Source organism: Maricaulis maris MCS10 (genome assembly GCF_000014745.1).
GTDB classification, from domain to species: domain Bacteria; phylum Pseudomonadota; class Alphaproteobacteria; order Caulobacterales; family Maricaulaceae; genus Maricaulis; species Maricaulis maris_A.
Window position 1 is genome coordinate 2,558,232 of the sequence record NC_008347.1, and the last position, 17,563, is coordinate 2,575,794.

A 17,563-nucleotide genomic window follows, 5' to 3' on the forward strand; every position below is an offset into this window, starting at 1 on the left:
CCTAAACGATTGGCATTTCGTTGGCCGTGCTTGGTCAAATAGGAATCTAGGTGGGCGCAGGTTTCTTGGGTGATAGCGGCAACGACTTCATCATGACGCCGCGAAACCTCTTTGTCCGCCAAGGTAACGACTACGCGCCAGTCCGGACGACTAGCGTTGGGCGTTTGTTGTTCAAGCCAGACAGACGTGCTGGTTGAATTGTAGTCCCGCCGGGACACGTAAATACGCGCATTCCTGTTAGCGCTGCGCGGATGCCAATAATTCAATCTAATCATACTGAAAGCATGGGGACTCAATCTCTAGGCTGCCATACCTATGAGGAGGTAGAGGCCTATTGGCCCCAGAAAATGTGGACCTCCTCGAACCCTTCAGTGACGACTTCAATTTCTCCACCGAGCTGAAGCGACCGGGCCATGGCCTCGTAGTCGATGTAATACGCAAGCTGATCAGGAATCTCATACCATTGCTCCGCACATTCTTCGGCGAAGGCAGCGACTGAAATGTAGCATCCGGCATAGCGCTCAAGCATCGATCGGGCTGCTGAGAGGTCACCGAACGAGTCCTTGAGTGTGACAGCTGCTAACGTGCCGTGCTCAGCGAGAAACGAGGCGATCTCAGACACGTCTGGCAGGCCGGCATACTCGCTAATGAAGGCACCACCGAAATCCTCGTAGTCGTGGATCGCATATTCCTCAGCGCCTGCGATAGGCGATGCGGCTAGCATGGAGTTCACTTGATCCTGCAGCTCGCTCACGCCCTGCGTGGCGTCGATCCAGGCCCCATGCAGGTAGCCATTATTGTATGCCGCCAGGCAGGCAACATAAATTCGTGGTTCAAAATCGGTCGTCATTGATCTGTCTCCTATTTGAGACCGTGTTCATTCACGGCCCGTTGGAGAGCGAGCAGCCGACACCGGATGAGCGGCGCACCTCGTCAGAGGCGCTCCGAAGGAGCGACGTTGAAGGGGATGTTTCTTGGGTGGGCGGGGAAATGAGCGCAGCTCATGGCGAAGAAACCTCTCCGCAGGCGTTGCGCCCAGCTCAGCTGGGTCGGCAGGTTTCCAATTGTGAGGCCGGTGAAATCGGATTCACGGAGCGGATCTGCTTACGGCGACGGAACCAGATCTTATTGCTGTTTGGAATGAGATGGTGCTGCCGGAGAGCCCCGAACCCGCATGGCCTTGATGCTGGAGGATTCTCTTACCCGCTACGGCTACCGCCGCCACTCGCCAATCGGAAATGTATCCACTCGATAGCGGGGCAGATTGAACGTCTGACTTTGAGCATGCCTCAAAGCTATTCTCGACGTTACCTGGGAGTTCATAGGCAGAGCTTTCATCGCGCCAACGGCGCAGCTCTGGTGCGGAAAGGGTTCTCTTTCCGCCTGAATTTTCTGAGTGAAATGAAGATGGTGCGGGTGGTCGGACTCGAACCGACACGTCCTAGGGACACCAGATTTTGAGTCTGGCGCGTCTACCAGTTCCGCCACACCCGCACGAGTGGGACCGTGTTTACACTAGTTCCAAATGAAGGCAACAATATATGTTAGTGAGAATAAATTGCAATAATTAGTTTTCTTTGCTTCTGGTTTTCTTGATTTTTCTCACATTAACTGCCGCTGCATTAATACTGTTTGCGATATGGGCGGCGTAATACTTCTCAATCATCTCGACACTCGTTCGGCAATTCTTCGCAACTTGATAGATGTCCGCTCCTTCGGAAAGACGCATTGAGATGTAGGTATGGCGCAATGAGTAGGCGGTTCGGCGCTGCCCTTCGCGATCGAATTTGAGATCCTCTTCATCCAAGATCGAATTCAAAAGCTCATTATGACTCTTTGGGAACAACAGCTCCGTGGGTGCGCCGTTGTTTCGCTTTTGAAGCCTCTCAAATGGCCTGATCGCACCTGGCATACTTTTGCAGTACCCAACGCCTCGTTTACCGCGTACCGAAATAAGTAGAATTACCTCTTCAGTGTCTTGGTCTTCAACGATCTCGACGTCCCGATACTCCAGCCGCTTGATTTCATCTGGGCGAAGACCGGTATTGGCCATGAGCAATACGTAGTCGTGCAACTGCTCTGCCGACCAGCGGTGGTTCTTTCGCGTCGCGGCACCAATGCGCCGGCGCGTTGCCTCATATAGTCGCTTATATTCGTCGGGCGCGAACCACGCTCGTCGGGTAACTTTCTTGTTCGTCGCGTAGGGCTGGGACAAGTCGGGCAACCTATCGAGCCATCCATGGCGCACAGCCGTTTTGAGAACTTGGCGCAGCGCGACAATCTCTTGGTGGATTGTATTATGATGCGGCCGCTTCCCCGAATGCTCCTTCTTCTGATTGTGCCGTTTGACCGAGAATGATTGCCGATGGATTCGGTATTCTTGGATGAGCCCAGCGGTAACTTCAGAAAGCCCTCGGGTGCCGAAGTAGGGGATGATGTAGTTATCCAGCTTCCTCATCATTCCGGTTACGTACGTTTCGGCTCGCTGACCTTCCGTGATGACCAGATACTCACGCCTGAATTGCTCCGCAGCGTGTTTGAAGGATTTTTCGTTTTTAAGGAGACCGTCTCGCGCACGCCCCCTCAAGCCGAGATACCAATCCTCGGCGATTTCCTTCGCGAGCGACAGGCTCTCCTCGCCGGTACTTTTGCGCCGGTTCTGGCCCTTCAAATAAGCAGAACACTGCCAGAGCTTGCTGTTCTCGCGCTTATAGAGGTGAAGCTTCCCACCAAACAACGTGTGTTTATTTGTCACACAGCAACATTACCAGAAGTTGCGTAATTGAGCAAATTTATGTGTAACACATGCGTAAGGGTTTTGGGGAGATGCGGTTTGATAATTGTGTGCTTAACGCGTTGTTTTTATTATGTTTTTTGGATCCGCTATTTTGAATACAAAATCTTTTGAATCCGTCGCGTCTACCAATTCCGCCACAGGGGCCCTGTGATCGCCGGTCGGGCCTGTTTGCACAGGCGGTTCGAGCCGGGGAAATTCGGAGGCGCAAGCTGCCCATCCGGCCTCAACCTGTCAACAACCCATTCCGCTTGGCCGACCCTGTCCATGCAGCTAGGTTCGAGACCGCTCCACGACGGATGGGATGATGACCGACACGACTTCGCCACACGGCCTGATCGGGACGCTGGAACAGATCGCCGGGACGGCGCCCGATGACGGGCTTTCGCTGGGCGAGTTTGTCGATGCACTGGGCGAGCGGGCCTTCGGGGTGATCCTGTTCGCGATGGCGCTGCCCGTCTGCATTCCCTTTCTCTACGGCGTCCCGCAGGTCATGGCACTGCCGATGATGGCGCTCTCGGCACAGATGGCGATGGGTCGGCCGGAGCCCTGGTTGCCGTCCGGCTTCAAGGCACGGCGGATCGAAAAGGCCGGGCTGACCCGCATGGCGCGCGGCGGCCGCAAATGGTTCGGCTGGCTCGAAGCGCTGGCCCGGCCGCGCCTGACCGGCCTGTCTGGCGAGACCGCCGAACGGATTGTCGGCAGCATCTTCGTCCTGTTCTGCGCCTCGATCCTGGTCCCGCTGCCGCTGACCAATTCAACGCCGGGGATCGCGCTGGTTATCGCCTCGCTCGGGCTTCTCACCCGCGACGGGCTGCTGGTCCTGGCGGGCCTGATCCTCGGCATCGCCTGGATCGCGCTGCTGGTTACCTTGTTTTTAGTGTTCGGCACGGCGGCAGTGGATGTATTGAAGGATTTCATCCGGTCGCTGATCTGACCCGTTTTCTCTTGTGTGCGCATTGGTCGCGGTGCGTGGTTGAGGTGATCCCGTAAGAATGCGTTTCATGAACCCCGTGCTGACTCAATTTCCCCTCACCCGCTGGCCGCTGCTGCTGGCCGGAGGGTCGCTCATGCTCATGCTGGGCGCCTGGGGTTTCCAGTATATCGGCGGCTATGAGCCCTGCGCACTGTGCCTGGACCAGCGCCATATCCACCTGACCGTGATCGCGCTGGGCCTGATCTTCGGCATCGCCCTGACCCTGCGCCCCTCGCTGGCGAAATTCGCGCCGTGGATGATTTTCGCCATCGCGGCGGTGCTGGCCTATTCGGCCGGCTTTGCCTTCTGGCATGCCGGGATCGAGTATGACTGGTGGGACGGCCCTGCGACCTGCACCACCACCGGCGGCACGCCGCAGGTTGATCTGTCCTGCATCATCAATGGCACGGACTGCGGCCCCATCGTGCTGTGCGACGAAGCCGCCTGGACCCTGCTGGGCATTTCGATGGCCGGTTACAACGCCCTGATTTCGGCCGCCATGGCGATTATCGCCACGCTGGTCGGCATCAAGGGGCTAAAGTCATGACCAAGTCGGACCGGAGCAAATCCTTCACCCCGCCCATGCCCGGCAATCGTCGCTCGCCGCGCCGCATCGAGGAAATGATCCGCGTCGATCATGCCGGTGAATATGGCGCCGTCGCCATCTATCAGGGTCAGCGGGCTGTGTTCAAAGCCCTGCCCCACAAGGCCCGCATTGCCCGCCAGCTGGAAGAGATGGAAGCGGACGAACAGGTCCACCTGGACGCGTTTGACGGCCTGATCTTCAAACATGGTGCCCGCCCGACAGCGCTGGCACCGATCTGGAATCTCGCCGGACGGGCGCTCGGTACGGCGACGGCCCTGATGGGCGAAAAGGCCGCCCATGCCTGTACCGAAGCCGTGGAAAGCGTGATCGAGCAGCACTATGCCGGTCAGGTCGAGGAGCTGCGCGCCATGGGCGAGGACGAGCTGGCCGACCTGTTCGCCAAATTCCGCGAGGAAGAACTCGAACACCGCGACCTGGCCATCGAGGAAGGCGCCAAGCAAGCGCCGGGCTATGCCCTGCTGTCGCGCGCCATCGAGGCCGGCTGCCGGGTGGCGATCAAGGTCTCCGAGCGGGTCTGACGCCGCCCCTAACCGCGAGCACTAACCGGTCGCCATCTCCACCAGTTTTGCGACCGTGTTCATATTGCGCGCTGTCCCGGCCCTTGCCGCCGGGATGATCAGTTTCGACCGGCCCATGCCATCCACATAGTGGGTGTAGATCTCGCGCTGACCGGCGGCGACCTGCTCGCTGGCCTGGTGTTTGAGCGTATCCTGCAGATCGGCGGGCGGGGCCCCGTCAAGGAACAGCACCACGCAGCGATTGCCCGGCGCTTCGGGGAAAGGGTTGCTGTCACACACCGCGGTCATCGCTTCCGGTGTGCGCATGATCACGCCGACCGGCTTGCCGGCATATTCCGCCAGCGCCGCCTCCAGCTTCGCTCCAGCCTCGGCGCCTGGCAGTTCGCTCTCAAAGACCAGATTGCCGGACGCGATATAGGTGCGCGGATTGTCGAAACCGATCCGCTGCGCCATGGCCTTGAGCTCGACCATGGGCAGCTTGCCGGTACCGCCGACATTGACGGCCCGCAGCAGGGCGATGTGGGTTGGCATGAAGGCGCTCCGGACGTCTAGCGTTCCAGTTCAATGTCCCAATAAAGATAGTCGAGCCAGCTTTCATGCAGGAATTTCGGCGGGAAGCGGCGGCCCTGGGATTGCAGTTCGTGCATGTTGGGGCGTTGCGGCGGGCGCGGCAGCGGCATGCCGGCCTCGCGCGGGGTGCGGCCACCCTTTTTCAGATTGCACGGGCCGCAGGCGGCAACGATGTTTTCCCAGCTGGTCTTGCCGCCGGCGCGTCTCGGGATGACATGGTCGAAGGTCAGCTGCTCGACACCATGCTTGCCGCAATAGACGCATTTGAAGCCGTCGCGGAGCCAGACATTGTATCGTGTGAAGGCCGGAGTGCGCTCCTGGTGGACATAGTCGCGCAGAGCGACCACCGACGGCACATGCATCTCGAAGCTGGGCGAATGCACGACCTCGTCATAATGCGAGACCACGGCCACCCGCTCCAGGAAGACATTCTTGATGGCTTCCTGCCACGGCCAGGTCGATAGCGGCCAATAACTCAATGGCTGATAGTCCGCATTCAGGACCAGACAGGGCCATCCCTGCAGTGCCCGATCAAGCACCTGCATGGCGACCTCCCTCGCTGCGACCGGTCCCAACCGGCCGGATGGGACAGATCGGGAGGGGGCGGGTATTCCGGACGAACGTCCTGAAAGCACACCTCCCGTCGCACGCCGGAGGCAGATCCGTTGGTCCGAATCATGTCGCATCCAGCGCTTGCAGGAAGGCTACTCCCGTTCGCGTGTCAGTCCTATGACGAGCTCGCGAATCCTCGATGACACCCCGCCTGTGTGGCTCAGCGGTAACGCCCGGCCAGGGCGTTGGCGATGAAATGGCGGCCGATTTCCAGCCCGTCCTCGCCGATGGAATGGGGCAGGCCCTGGGAGATATGCCATTGCGCGCCATGGCCGGCGGCGGCCAGGTTTTCCAGCGCATCAAACATGAAACCCAGCGGCAGGACCTGATCCTGGTCACCGTGAACCAGCATTATCGGCGGTTTGGAGCGCATCTCTTCTTTCAGACGCCCGCCGCCCGGCAGGGCACCGGAAAACCCCATGATACCGGCCACCGGTCGCTCACGACGCAGCCCGGTCGCCAGCGACAGCATGGTCCCCTGGGAAAAGCCGCACAGGACCAGGTCCTGCTCGGTCAGGCCATAACGGGTGAGTTCCTGGTCGATGAAGGCGTCGACAATGGGCCAGGCCGTGGCGGCACCGGCCTCGATCCGCTCGGGATCGAGATTGGAGATCGGAAACCACTGATACCCGTCCGGCGCGCCCGGCACCGGGTCCGGCGCATTCGGCGACACCCACTGAACGTGCGGCAAATCCCGCGCCCAGTGCTGACCCAGCCCGATCAGATCCTTCCCGTTCGAGCCATAGCCATGCAGGAAAATCACCAGCTTTTTCGGCTTCGAACCGTCGCGCGGCGCGAGGCGCGGTCCGTCAATGGGTCGGGTCATGAAAGGGCTCCGGATTGATAGCAGACTGGATAGAGGGATGCGGGGGATGGGGGCAAGGGGGAGTGGGCCGCGCGCTACATCCCACCATTCTTGTCATCCCGGACGCATGCCCCGCAAAAGCGGGGCGGAGATCCGGGACCTATTCGCGCGAGAGCTGCCGGCAAAGGCGTCAATGGGTCCCGGATCTGCAACCTGCCTACGCAGGTCTCCGTCCGGGATGACAAAGCGGGGATTGAGTTTTCGTGAACGGCGCTTCGGGCGGCGTGTGAGGCAAAGGCGGGGGAGATTGCTAATAGTCCGACCGCCGGATGCCCTCGCCGGCAATCTCTGATGGATCGGTTCCGCCGAGCCCTGGATAGAGATCGTCCCAATCGGGGTTATCCTGTTCGATCAGGGCCACCTTCCAGTCCCGCCGCCAGCGTTTGATCCGTTTCTCGCGTGCAATTGCTTCACCGATATCCTCATGCGCCTCCCACCAGACCAGGCGATGCACATGGTGTTTCTTCGTGAAGCCCGAAACCTGTGCCGATTTGTGCTCATACACCCGCCGCAACAGCGCATTCGTCACGCCACAATAGAGCGTGCCATGCCGCCGCGAAGCCAGAAGATATACGTAGTACATCTACACAACTTACAATTGAAATGCCCGTTTGTCATCCCGGACGCATGCCCCGCACAAGCGGGGCGGAGATCCGGGACCTATTCGCGCGAGAGCTGCCGGCGTTGGCGTCATTGGGTCCCGGATCTTCAACCTGCTTTCGCAGGTCTCCGTCCGGGATGACAAATCGCCGTGACTCTGCCTCACTCACCGCATGAGCTTCACCACCCGCTTCGCGCCCTCGCCCACCGGGCATCTGCATATCGGCCATGCCTTTTCCGCCTGGACGGCGTTTCAGGCTGCGGTGGAGGCGGAGGGGCGGTTCGTCCTGCGGATGGAGGATATCGATACGGTCCGCTGCAAGCGAGAATACGAACAGGTCATCCTGGACGATCTGATCTGGCTGGGGCTGGACTGGGAAGAGCCGGTTCGGCGGCAGTCGGAGCATTTCGAGGATTATGGGCGTGTGCTGGAACGGCTAAAGGCGCTCGGTGTCGTCTATCGCTGTTTCAAGACGCGACGCGAAATCATGGCGGATATCGCCCGCGCGCCGCACGGTGTCGGCGAGGTCTATCGCGGCCCTGTCGCTCCCATGAGCGGGGACGAAGAGTCGAACCGCGTCGAGGCGGGCGACGCCTTTGCCTGGCGCCTGTCTCTGGCACGGTGCCGCGACCTGCTGGGACCGCGCTTTGCCGCCATGCGCTATCTGGAAGAAGGCCAGGGCGAGCAGATCGCCGATCCGGACCCGCTGGGCGATATCATCCTGGCGCGCAAGGATGTCGGCACCAGCTATCACGTCGCGGTGGTGCATGATGACGCGCTGCAGGGCATCAGCCATGTCATTCGCGGCGAGGATCTGCGCGAGATGACGCCGCTCCATGTCCTGTTGCAGACCCTGCTGGACCTGCCGACACCCGTCTACCGGCACCACCGCCTGCTGCTGGACGAAAACGGCGAGCGCTTTGCCAAGCGCAACCGGTCGGTAACGCTCAAATCCTTGCGGGAGAGCGGCGTGACGCCGGACGAGGTGCGGGCGAAGTTCAACCCCTAGGGCATGCGCCTCTCCAGCTCCTCGCGCTCGAACACACGCCTCAGTGCCCCGTCGCGCCAGACATATTCCCGTACCGCCACGCCACTGCCCGCCGAACCGTTGAACACGGCCTGCCGGACCACGAAGCGCTCTTCCCGATAATCGGACCGGGTTGTCACCTCATTGCCCGACATCAACCAGACGACCTGATAGTCCGCGCCGTCCGACATCAGGGCCGGAAAGGCGCAGATCGATCCGCCGCAGAAATAGCCGATGGCCGACCCCAGCTCGCTGCGGCACTGCAGATCCTGGGTCGAGATGGCGTAGTCCGGAAGTCGGTCATCATTGATGTAGCCAACGGCCCGCGGCGCAGCCTCGATGGCCGCATCGCTGCAGGTCAGGTCACCGTCACTCATGGCGGTCAGATGGACTTGCAATGCCGCCACCGCCGCGCCCGGCAAGCGGGCTTCGTCAGGCAGTGGATCAGGCTCGTCAGCACAGGCAGACAGGGCCACCACTGCCGCCAGGCAGAGCGTGGCGACCGGATTGACATGAACACCGGATCGCGTGTCGTGCATGCGCGTTTTCCTCCAACGCGCCCCCTTTGCGACCGTCAGACTAGCGCCCGGGCCGGTCGTGCGACAAGTCCATATGCCGCACATGTGATCCCGCCCGACCGCTAGGCAGGCGCGCCGCAACGCGCTATGTGGCGATCATGTTTGTCAAAGACCTGTGGTATTTCGGCGCCCTGTCGAGCGAGCTCAAACCGGGCCAGCATCTCCATCGCGAGCTGCTGGGTCAGCCGGTCCTGTTCGGCCGCGACCATGACGGCAAGGCCTATGCCCTGAAGGACATCTGCCCGCATCGCGGCATCCTCCTGTCCGGCGGCGAAGCGCAGAACCATGATGGCGAGACCCAGGTCGAATGCCCCTATCATGGCTGGCGCTTTCGTACCGATGGCTCCTGCGCCGCCATCCCCTCACTGACCGCCGACCAGGCCGAGGCGATGGACCTCACCAGGATCCGGGTACGCCGCTTCCCGGTGCATGAGGATCAGGGCCTGATCTGGATCTGGTATGCCGATGAGGACCAGGCCGATACGGCCCCTTCGATCGACCCGCCCAAGCTGGACATTCCGGAAGGCCACAAGCCGAAACTGGTCGTGCACGACATCTTCAACTGCCATGTCGATCATGCCGTGATCGGCCTGATGGACCCGGCCCACATCCCTTACATCCACCGGCAATGGTGGTGGCGTTCGGCCAAGTCGGTGCACGAGAAGACCAAGAAATTCGGACCGGTAGAGCGCGGCTTCTCCATGCTGCCGCACGTGCCTTCGAAGAATTCCTACCTTTATTCCCTGATGGGCGAGCCGCAGACCGAGATCCGCTTCCAGCTGCCAGGCCTGCGCACCGAATACGTCAAGGCCGGCGGCAAGCATTTCACCGGCTTCACCGCCGTCACGCCCACGAACGAGAACTCGACCGCTATCACCATCGTCGTCTACTGGGATCACTGGCTGCCGACGATCGTGCCCAACCCGCTGATCCGCAAGGGTATCGAGACCTTTGTCGGCCAGGACCGCGATGCCGTGAATGCGCAGCAGGTGGGCCTGGCCTATGATCCCAAACTGATGCTGATCCATGACAGCGATGTGCAAGCGAAATGGTATTTCGCCCTCAAGCGCGCCTGGGACAAGCATCGCGAGACCGGCGAACCCTTCAAAAACCCCGTGCGCGCATCCGAACTGCGCTGGAGAAGCTGATGGATACCTTCCTTACAGGCCTGCTCTACATCGCCATGCTGGCCGTCCTCGTGACGCTCGGCTTTGGTGTCTTCAACATGTACAAGTCGGACGACAAGTCGCGGTCGCGCTCGAACAAGCTGATGCGTTTGCGCGTGGTGCTGCAGTTTGCCGCCGTGATGCTGATCGTCGCGATCTTCCTGGTGAAGGAAAATCTGGGCGGCTGACGGCAAGGTCACTCACTCATGGCCTCGCCGGTCGCCCGGTTGAAATAGGGCCCCAACGCTTCCGCATCACCGTCATTGGCGCCAATGATCACCGCCCGGTCGCGATCCGGCCAGATCGTCATTTGCACCAGCCAGAGTGTGTTCGACCCGTTGTGGATCAACCGGGGACCATCGATCGCCCAGCCCATGGCATAGTGTTCGCCAAACGGCGGCGTATGCAGGATCTCCCAGGATTCAGCATCGAGGAAACCCGTGTCCTCGCCACGCGCCCCGGCCATGTGCACAGCCAGATAGCCCGACAGGTCCTCGAGCGACATGTGGACCGTACCGGCCGGTCCCAGAACCGGCGGATTGTCGGATGTCGGACCGGGCGCATAGGCCGCCCGCCGCCCGAGCAGGCCTGACCTGTGGCCGCGCGGCTGATCAACGGTCTCCGCACTTCCCGGCGCACCGAAACCGGCGCTGGTCAGGCCGAGGGGCTCGAACACCTCCCGCCGGATCAGGACTTCCCAGTCGTCGCCCGTCGCCTGCTCCAGCATCGCGCCGGCCACGACATAGCCGGCATTGGAGTAGAGAAATTCCGTCTCCGGCTCGGCCGCCGGGTCTCCGGCCAAAACCTGCGCCGCATAGGCGATGCGCTGCGGAGCGATGTCGGCACCCTGCGCGCCCTGGGCGAGGAACCCAATCATGGCGGTCGAGCTGACATTGGCGGGAAGGCCGGAACGGTGACTGAGCAGGTGACGGAAGGTCAGGTCGCGATAGGCGGGATGGATGTCATCGACCGCCTCGCCGAGGTGCTGGACGATCGTATCGTCCCAGCTGATGCGTCCCTGCTCCACCAGTCGCGCCACCAGGGTCGCGGTCATGGACTTGGTATTGGAGCCGAGGTGCCAGAGATCGTCAGGCTGAAGCGCAATGTCAGTGCCGATCGCGCGCACCCCAGAGAGGCCAAGCTCGATCTCATCGCCCTGCCGGATGAGAATTCCGATACCCGGCGCTCCGGTACGCTCGCGGATAATATCGGCGCCAGCCTGGATTCCACCGCCCTGGGCGTCGGCAACAGACAGCGTCGCCGCGAACAGGCTCGTCACCAGGACGACCAATGACTTCAGCATATTCCCCACCCTTTCAACCGAGCCGTCCTGACGCTAAGACTGGCGCCATGGTCCGTCTCACGAAAATCTACACGCGCACCGGCGATGCCGGATCGACCCGGCTGGGTGACATGTCGCAGACAGTCAAGCACGACCCGCGCGTCGACGCCTACGGGGATGTCGACGAGGCCAATTCCTCTATCGGCCTGGCCCGTGCCGCCTTGATATTAAACGACCCCCTCGATCCGCCCCTCGCCCGCATCCAGAATGACCTGTTCGATCTGGGCGCTGATCTGTGCGTTCCCGAAAGCGACACACCGCCGGACTATGAGCCGCTACGGGTCACAGCAGCGCAAGTGGACTGGCTGGAAACCGAGATCGACCGGCTCAATGCGCGATTGGAGCCGCTCAACTCCTTCATCCTGCCAGGCGGCAGCGAGGCGGCTGCGCGCCTGCATGTCTGCCGTACCGTCTGCCGACGTGCCGAGCGCAAAGTCTCGGCCCTGATGGCGGGAGGCGTGACACTCAACCCGATTGTGCTGACCTATCTCAACCGCTTGTCGGACCTGCTTTTCGTGATGGCGCGCACCGCCAATGAGGAAGGCCGCGCGGATGTTCTCTGGGTACCGGGCAAAGACCGCTGAACTGTCTCATTGTTTCCGCGTTGGAAACATCAACTTCCCGTCAGCCCGGTCGACAAGATGTCGCAACTCCCTATCTGTAGGCCCATCAGTTCTGTCCATACGGAGTTACCGCATGACCCGCCTTTTCCTCGCCGCTTCCACGGCCCTGCTCATCGCCGGCGCCGCCCAGGCCGAACCGGTCAGCTATGAGTTCGACAAGTCGCACACCCTGATCGAAGCCCGCTGGGAGCATCAGGGCTATTCGACGATGTCGCTCCAGTTCACCGACTATGACGGCACGCTCGATCTCGATCTCGACATGCCCGAGAATTCGGCCGTCGACATCACCTTCAACCTGATCGACGGTTTCTGGGTCGGCGCCAATCAGGACCGTTTCATCACCCATTTGAATTCCGCCGATTTCTTCGAGACCGAGGTCAATCCGACGGCCCATTTCGTGGCGACCGGGTTTGCGACCGAAGATGGCGAAACCGGTACGATGACCGGTGATCTGACCATGAATGGCGTGACCAGCCCGGTCAGCCTGGCCGTGACATTGAACCAGGTCGGCGAGACCCGGGACGGCAACACCAAGCTGGGCTTCACGGCGACCGGTTCGCTGATGCGCTCGGAGTGGGACATGGGCTTTGCTGTCCCCTACGTCTCCGACGAGATCGAGCTCTTCATCTCGACCGAATTGACGGCGGCTGAATAAGCTCAACGGCCTGACAAATGAGAATGAGGGGCCTGTCCGGCGGACAGGCCCCTTTTTTCATGGCCGATCAAATTCAGCGCCGATTTCGCGGGCTGGACCAGAGACACAGGGTCAGGATGGCAAACAGGCTTGTCACGGCAATCGACAATCCTTCCAGCTCATCCATCGGCACCTCATCGATGAAGATGGTTTGGGTCCGCCAGATCACGGAATTCGTCCAGAACATCCAGATGAGGAAGAGTGTTACTGCGAATGTGAGGAAGGCCAGGAAGAGGCGCCCGCTCAGGCGCAGCGGCCCCCGGCCTGTCGGTCGCAAGGTCAGAACGCGCTTGCCGGCAACACCGCCCGCCACAAGCCAATAGACCCAGAACAGGCCGGCGGCAGCGACACCCCAGCTGACCCAGGCCAGCTGGTGCGTCAGGGACACTGCCTCATCACAACGCGCCGCGCCGTCTTCGCTTTCCATCAGACCCAGCCAGGCGCAGCTCAAATCGAAGTCCAGCTGCGCACCGGACGTGGCATTGGTGAGAAAGTAAAAACCGTCACCGGTTTGCGGGCGGATGTAGATTTGCCCGTTCCATGAAGAATTATTCCCCCCGTGTCCGTAGAGGATGCCATCGGGGGTCTGCCAGCGTGTGTAGCTCATCGCGAAGCCCGGATTGGGGCCGGTCGGCATGAAGGCCTGTTCCAGGCTGTCGGTGGTCAGGACGCCCCCGCCCGTCATGTGCGCCAACAGGAAGTTTTCGATATCACCGCCCGAGGCATAACCGCCCGCTGCCGTCTGTGCGACATCGCGCAAGTCCTCGATGGGTTGGCGATAGTAATTGAAGGCTTGCGACACAGTCGGCAGTCGCGACGGGTCAAAGCCGGACGTCGTCATGCCGAGCGGGTCGAAAACATGTTGGCGGGCGACAGTGTCAAAGTCCTGCCCGGTCACGGTTTCGACCAGCATTTGCAGCAGGACATATCCACCACCGGAATAGCGCCGGTGTTCACCAGGCTGATAGGCGACGCGAAGAGGCGCGTAATTTTCGCTGAGATCCACCGCGTCTTCGGGCTGTTCTTCGTGAACGCCCCAGCCGCCATAGCCCGGCTGGTTGGTTCCCGCCGTATGCTGAAGAAGGCGCCGGACGGTGACCGCCTCCGGCGCATGCTCGCCATAGTCCGGCTCATAGGGCAGGTCATAGGTCGACAGGGGCGCGTCCAGGTCGACAACCCCGTCCTGTGCCAGGCTGAGGACTGTCCAGACTGTCAGGGGCTTGGAGATTGATCCAAGATTGAACGCCGTCGCATCCGTTATCGGAGCACCCTCGCCATCCGAGCGGCCTTCACGCGCCTGCCAGACAATCTCGCCGTCCCGGATCACGCCGGCCGCGACGCCGGCAATCGAGTAACGCTGCATCGCGTGATCCAGAACATCATCCATATGCGCCGCGATTTCAGCGTCGGAACTCCCGGGCTCAAGACCTCGCATTTGCCGGAGTCCAATCGCCGACAAGCTCGCACTCACAACCAGAACAGCCAGGCAAACGGCTCTCAATTTCATCAGGGGCGACATGTTCGATCCTTTCGCCGCAACGTTGGCGATACCAACTACTATGCATTGCTATATATCTTGCTAAACCGATATACAAGCCATAGGAAGGGAGTGCAATCAGTGAGGCAGGGATTCATGACCGGGACGGAGATGGAAGACATTCTCGACCGCTGGAGCTCCCAGGCTCGCAAGGGGTATTTCGAGATGTTGCTTCTGGCGCGCCTGCAGGCCGGGCGGGCCTATGGCTACCAGATTGTCGCCGCACTGAAGCAGGCGCCCGGCTTTGAAAATCTGGCCGAAGGCACGGTCTATCCGGTGCTTACACGCATGAGAAAAGACGGGCTCGTCACCGCCGAATGGGTGGCCGACGACTCCGGCCCGCCCCGCAAATATTACACCGTGACTGAATTGGGTGCCCATACGCTAGATGCCATGCGCGAGATCTGGCGCCGCATGGACGAGGTCCTGTTGGCACAACATGCAAAGGAGGCGTCCTGATGCGCATGACCCTGGAGCTCACCACGGCCGAAGCCCGCCGCCTCTGGGCCGACTTCCTGAGACGCCTGGACTGGGCCAATCGCGAGCTTGGCGCCGAAGATCGGGCCGAAGCCCGGGCCGAGGCCGCTGCACACATGCGCGAAGCGATGGGTGACGCGCGGGCGGACGACGAAGTCGACCGGCTGCTGGCAGCCATAGCGGAGTTCGGCGACCCACCAGCCCCGCCACCCGTCTGGCTCAAGCCTGCCGCCGTGATCGGGCATTATCTTTCGATCATGGTGATTGGCGTGACGGGACTGATCGTCCTCGTCTTCGCGCACATGGCCATCATGGAGATCATCAACCCGGCCGGGGTCGGGCTCTGGATTTACCCCAATGACAGCGCGCTTACGCTTTCCTATGAGGCCCAGCCAGGTGCAGATGAAATCCTTGGAGCCGGCTTCATTCCGGTCATGCTGGCAGTTTGCGCGATCCTGAGCGGTGCGATTTACGGGTTGTGGCGGTTTGCCCTGTCGCCGCGCGGGCCGGTCGCCAGATGGATGAAGCCCTGACCTGCAAGCACCTGCCTGCGACAAAGACGGTCAGGCCACAGCGACAGGAACATACCGAAACGACGAAAGTGGGCGGGCCACTGGCGCAACCCGCCACAATGCGCTCGCGCCTATTGGAAAGGCAGTCCACTTCGCGCGCGCCACAATGCCATACCAACAATACCGCAACTGCGAATTGACGTTGGCGTAAGCCAGTTGGACGCATTGACTTACCGCACGGGCGAAGGCAGGTTTCCGGCCTATTCTTGTCAGGTGCGCAGACCATCCCGCGCGCGGCCAATCGGAGCCCCAGCATGAAGATTCTCGTCCCCGTCAAACGGGTCGTCGATTACAACGTGAAGGTTCGTGTCAAACCCGATCAAACGGGCGTCGACCTCGCGAATGTCAAAATGTCCATGAACCCGTTCTGCGAGATTGCGGTCGAAGAAGCGATCCGTCTCAAGGAAAAGGGTGTGGCCGAAGAGATCATCGTGGTCTCGGTCGGCCCGGCCCAGGCCCAGGAGACGATCCGCACCGCCCTCGCCATGGGCGCTGATCGCGGCATCCTGATCCAGACCGATGACGCCGTCGAGCCGCTGGCCGTCGCCAAGCTTCTCAAGGCTGTGGTCGACGAGGAGAGCCCGGAAATCGTCCTCCTCGGCAAGCAGGCCATTGATGGCGACAACAACCAGACCGGCCAGATGCTCGCCGCACTGCTGGACTGGCCGCAAGGCACCTTTGCCTCGGAAGTCACCATCGCTGACGGCAAGGCCACCGTCACACGCGAAATCGATGGTGGTCTTCAGACCCTGTCGCTGACGCTGCCTGCCATTGTCACCACCGACCTGCGCCTCAACGAGCCGCGCTATGCGTCCCTGCCCAACATCATGAAGGCCAAGCGCAAGCCGATCGACACCAAGGCCCCGGCCGATTACGGCGTCGACACGGCACCGCGCCTGAGCGTTGTGAAGGTCACCGAGCCGCCGAAACGCGAAGCCGGGATCAAGGTCGAAAGCGTCGCCGAACTGGTCGACAAGCTGAAAAATGAAGCGGGAGTGATCTGATCATGGCTGTTCTCGTTATTGCCGAACACGACAATGCCACGCTGAACGACGCCACCCGCGCCGTCGTAACGGCTGCCAAGGGCTTGGGTGGCGACATCCATGTCCTCGTCGCCGGTTCCGGCGCCCAGGCTGTTGCTGATGCGGCTGCCAAGCTGGACGGTGTCGCCAAGGTGCTGCACGCGGAAAGCGATGTGCTGGCCAAGCCGACGGCGGAAGCCCTCGACGCGCTCGTCACCCCGCTGATGGCTGGTTATGACGCCGTGCTCGCCGCTGCGACCACGTCCGGCAAAAATTTCATGCCCCGCGTCGCGGCCAAGCTCGACGTGATGCAGATTTCGGAAATTTCCGAGGTCGTCGCGCCCGACACTTTTGTGCGCCCGGTCTATGCCGGTAACGCCATGATGACGGTCAAATCGTCCGACGCGAAGAAAGTCATCACGGTCCGCCCGACCACTTTCGAGAAAGCCGGCGATGGTGGCTCTGCCAGCATCGAGGATCTCGGTGCCGCCTCCGGCCCGTTCAAGTCGGAATTCGTCTCCGAAGAGCTGTCCAAGTCGGACCGTCCGGAACTGACCGCTGCCAAGATCGTCATCTCAGGCGGCCGTGGCATGCAGTCGGGTGACAATTTCCACCTGCTCGACAAGATCGCCGACAAGCTGGGTGCCGCGGTCGGCGCCTCGCGCGCTGCGGTCGATGCCGGCTATGTCCCGAATGACTACCAGGTCGGCCAGACCGGCAAGGTCGTCGCGCCCGAGCTCTACATCGCCGTCGGCATTTCCGGTGCCATCCAGCACCTCGCCGGCATGAAGGATAGCAAGGTCATCGTCGCCATCAACAAGGACGAGGAAGCGCCGATCTTCCAGGTCGCCGATTACGGCCTGGTCGCGGACCTTTTCACCGCCCTGCCCGAGCTCGACGAAGCGCTCGGCTAGACCAAGCGACACGACGAACAGACCAAGGCCCGGCTGCAGCAGCCGGGCCTTTTTCGTGGTCAGGACCG

The 17,563-nt window shown here is 61.3% G+C and carries 21 protein-coding genes and 1 tRNA gene; 12 read left to right on the forward strand and 10 right to left on the reverse strand.

Annotation, left to right across the window (positions count from 1 at the left end):
* Nucleotides 1-331 precede the first annotated feature (331 nt).
* The 3 genes from MMAR10_RS12140 to MMAR10_RS12150 all read right to left on the reverse strand — a co-directional run bounded on the left by MMAR10_RS12140 (nucleotide 332) and on the right by MMAR10_RS12150 (nucleotide 2,755).
* On the reverse strand, nucleotides 332-850 hold the full coding sequence (locus MMAR10_RS12140) for an antirestriction protein ArdA (RefSeq protein ID WP_011644281.1): 519 nt from the start codon (nucleotides 848-850) through the stop codon (nucleotides 332-334).
* 558 nt (nucleotides 851-1,408) lie between these two features.
* A tRNA-Leu gene (locus MMAR10_RS12145) sits at nucleotides 1,409-1,494 on the reverse strand.
* 73 nt (nucleotides 1,495-1,567) lie between these two features.
* Complete coding sequence (locus MMAR10_RS12150; RefSeq protein WP_011644282.1) at nucleotides 1,568-2,755, reverse strand: tyrosine-type recombinase/integrase; 1,188 nt, start codon at nucleotides 2,753-2,755, stop codon at nucleotides 1,568-1,570.
* Nucleotides 2,756-3,101: 346 nt separating this feature from the next.
* Here MMAR10_RS12150 and MMAR10_RS12155 point away from each other — a divergent pair, with 346 nt between their 5' ends.
* The 3 genes from MMAR10_RS12155 (at nucleotide 3,102) to MMAR10_RS12165 (ending at nucleotide 4,895) form a co-directional block, all read left to right on the forward strand.
* Entirely contained in the window at nucleotides 3,102-3,731 is a 630-nt protein-coding gene (locus MMAR10_RS12155; RefSeq protein ID WP_150099776.1) for an exopolysaccharide biosynthesis protein, read from the forward strand.
* A 67-nt stretch (nucleotides 3,732-3,798) separates the two neighbouring features.
* Nucleotides 3,799-4,317 (forward strand): disulfide bond formation protein B, encoded by a 519-nt coding sequence (locus MMAR10_RS12160; protein WP_267878579.1) that lies wholly within the window; start codon nucleotides 3,799-3,801, stop codon nucleotides 4,315-4,317.
* Complete coding sequence (locus tag MMAR10_RS12165; RefSeq protein ID WP_011644285.1) at nucleotides 4,314-4,895, forward strand: demethoxyubiquinone hydroxylase family protein; 582 nt, start codon at nucleotides 4,314-4,316, stop codon at nucleotides 4,893-4,895. Before MMAR10_RS12160 ends, MMAR10_RS12165 begins: the two co-directional genes overlap by 4 nt.
* Nucleotides 4,896-4,916: 21 nt before the next feature.
* Here the strand turns inward: MMAR10_RS12165 and MMAR10_RS12170 are convergent, their stop codons facing one another.
* The 4 genes from MMAR10_RS12170 to MMAR10_RS12185 all read right to left on the reverse strand — a co-directional run bounded on the left by MMAR10_RS12170 (nucleotide 4,917) and on the right by MMAR10_RS12185 (nucleotide 7,525).
* Nucleotides 4,917-5,426 carry a DUF1697 domain-containing protein gene (locus tag MMAR10_RS12170; protein ID WP_011644286.1) on the reverse strand — a complete coding sequence of 170 codons (510 nt, stop codon included), beginning with the start codon at nucleotides 5,424-5,426 and terminating at the stop codon, nucleotides 4,917-4,919.
* Between the two features lie 17 nt (nucleotides 5,427-5,443).
* Nucleotides 5,444-6,010: an HNH endonuclease gene (locus MMAR10_RS12175; protein ID WP_011644287.1), complete on the reverse strand. Its 567-nt coding sequence runs from the start codon at nucleotides 6,008-6,010 to the stop codon at nucleotides 5,444-5,446.
* Nucleotides 6,011-6,237: 227 nt separating this feature from the next.
* Nucleotides 6,238-6,903 (reverse strand): alpha/beta hydrolase, encoded by a 666-nt coding sequence (locus MMAR10_RS12180; protein ID WP_011644288.1) that lies wholly within the window; start codon nucleotides 6,901-6,903, stop codon nucleotides 6,238-6,240.
* A 289-nt stretch (nucleotides 6,904-7,192) separates the two neighbouring features.
* Nucleotides 7,193-7,525, reverse strand: a complete 333-nt coding sequence (locus MMAR10_RS12185) for a GIY-YIG nuclease family protein (RefSeq protein WP_011644289.1) — start codon at nucleotides 7,523-7,525, stop codon at nucleotides 7,193-7,195.
* 190 nt (nucleotides 7,526-7,715) lie between these two features.
* Between MMAR10_RS12185 and gluQRS the strand changes: the two genes are divergently transcribed.
* Nucleotides 7,716-8,552 carry a tRNA glutamyl-Q(34) synthetase GluQRS gene (gluQRS, locus tag MMAR10_RS12190; protein WP_011644290.1) on the forward strand — a complete coding sequence of 279 codons (837 nt, stop codon included), beginning with the start codon at nucleotides 7,716-7,718 and terminating at the stop codon, nucleotides 8,550-8,552.
* Here the strand turns inward: gluQRS and MMAR10_RS12195 are convergent.
* Nucleotides 8,549-9,109, reverse strand: a complete 561-nt coding sequence (locus MMAR10_RS12195) for a hypothetical protein (protein WP_041636977.1) — start codon at nucleotides 9,107-9,109, stop codon at nucleotides 8,549-8,551. The genes gluQRS and MMAR10_RS12195 overlap by 4 nt on opposite strands.
* 137 nt (nucleotides 9,110-9,246) lie before the next feature.
* On the opposite strand from MMAR10_RS12195, the gene MMAR10_RS12200 reads away from it, so the two are divergent.
* Both MMAR10_RS12200 and MMAR10_RS12205 read left to right on the forward strand, forming a co-directional pair.
* Nucleotides 9,247-10,296 carry a Rieske 2Fe-2S domain-containing protein gene (locus MMAR10_RS12200; RefSeq protein ID WP_011644292.1) on the forward strand — a complete coding sequence of 350 codons (1,050 nt, stop codon included), beginning with the start codon at nucleotides 9,247-9,249 and terminating at the stop codon, nucleotides 10,294-10,296.
* The gene (locus MMAR10_RS12205; RefSeq protein ID WP_011644293.1) at nucleotides 10,296-10,502 is read left to right on the forward strand and encodes a twin transmembrane helix small protein; all 207 of its coding nucleotides are present in this window, start codon (nucleotides 10,296-10,298) and stop codon (nucleotides 10,500-10,502) included. Before MMAR10_RS12200 ends, MMAR10_RS12205 begins: the two co-directional genes overlap by 1 nt.
* 8 nt (nucleotides 10,503-10,510) lie before the next feature.
* On the opposite strand, the gene MMAR10_RS12210 is transcribed toward MMAR10_RS12205, so the two are convergent.
* The gene (locus tag MMAR10_RS12210) at nucleotides 10,511-11,617 is read right to left on the reverse strand and encodes a serine hydrolase domain-containing protein (protein WP_011644294.1); all 1,107 of its coding nucleotides are present in this window, start codon (nucleotides 11,615-11,617) and stop codon (nucleotides 10,511-10,513) included.
* 47 nt (nucleotides 11,618-11,664) lie between these two features.
* Here MMAR10_RS12210 and MMAR10_RS12215 point away from each other — a divergent pair, with 47 nt between their 5' ends.
* Both MMAR10_RS12215 and MMAR10_RS12220 read left to right on the forward strand, forming a co-directional pair.
* Nucleotides 11,665-12,240 (forward strand): cob(I)yrinic acid a,c-diamide adenosyltransferase, encoded by a 576-nt coding sequence (locus MMAR10_RS12215; protein ID WP_011644295.1) that lies wholly within the window; start codon nucleotides 11,665-11,667, stop codon nucleotides 12,238-12,240.
* Between the two features lie 112 nt (nucleotides 12,241-12,352).
* Entirely contained in the window at nucleotides 12,353-12,934 is a 582-nt protein-coding gene (locus tag MMAR10_RS12220) for a YceI family protein (RefSeq protein WP_011644296.1), read from the forward strand.
* 73 nt (nucleotides 12,935-13,007) lie between these two features.
* Here the strand turns inward: MMAR10_RS12220 and MMAR10_RS12225 are convergent, their stop codons facing one another.
* Nucleotides 13,008-14,360: a serine hydrolase domain-containing protein gene (locus MMAR10_RS12225; RefSeq protein ID WP_041636979.1), complete on the reverse strand. Its 1,353-nt coding sequence runs from the start codon at nucleotides 14,358-14,360 to the stop codon at nucleotides 13,008-13,010.
* Between the two features lie 246 nt (nucleotides 14,361-14,606).
* Here MMAR10_RS12225 and MMAR10_RS17090 point away from each other — a divergent pair, with 246 nt between their 5' ends.
* The 4 genes from MMAR10_RS17090 to MMAR10_RS12245 all read left to right on the forward strand — a co-directional run bounded on the left by MMAR10_RS17090 (nucleotide 14,607) and on the right by MMAR10_RS12245 (nucleotide 17,495).
* Nucleotides 14,607-14,969, forward strand: coding sequence for a PadR family transcriptional regulator (locus MMAR10_RS17090; protein WP_011644298.1), 363 nt, complete (start codon nucleotides 14,607-14,609; stop codon nucleotides 14,967-14,969).
* Nucleotides 14,969-15,520 (forward strand): hypothetical protein, encoded by a 552-nt coding sequence (locus MMAR10_RS12235; protein ID WP_011644299.1) that lies wholly within the window; start codon nucleotides 14,969-14,971, stop codon nucleotides 15,518-15,520. The genes MMAR10_RS17090 and MMAR10_RS12235 overlap by 1 nt, the downstream gene beginning before the upstream one ends.
* A 293-nt stretch (nucleotides 15,521-15,813) precedes the next feature.
* Nucleotides 15,814-16,563 (forward strand): electron transfer flavoprotein subunit beta/FixA family protein, encoded by a 750-nt coding sequence (locus tag MMAR10_RS12240; RefSeq protein ID WP_011644300.1) that lies wholly within the window; start codon nucleotides 15,814-15,816, stop codon nucleotides 16,561-16,563.
* Nucleotides 16,564-16,565: 2 nt separating this feature from the next.
* Nucleotides 16,566-17,495: an electron transfer flavoprotein subunit alpha/FixB family protein gene (locus MMAR10_RS12245; protein ID WP_011644301.1), complete on the forward strand. Its 930-nt coding sequence runs from the start codon at nucleotides 16,566-16,568 to the stop codon at nucleotides 17,493-17,495.
* Nucleotides 17,496-17,563 lie beyond the last annotated feature (68 nt).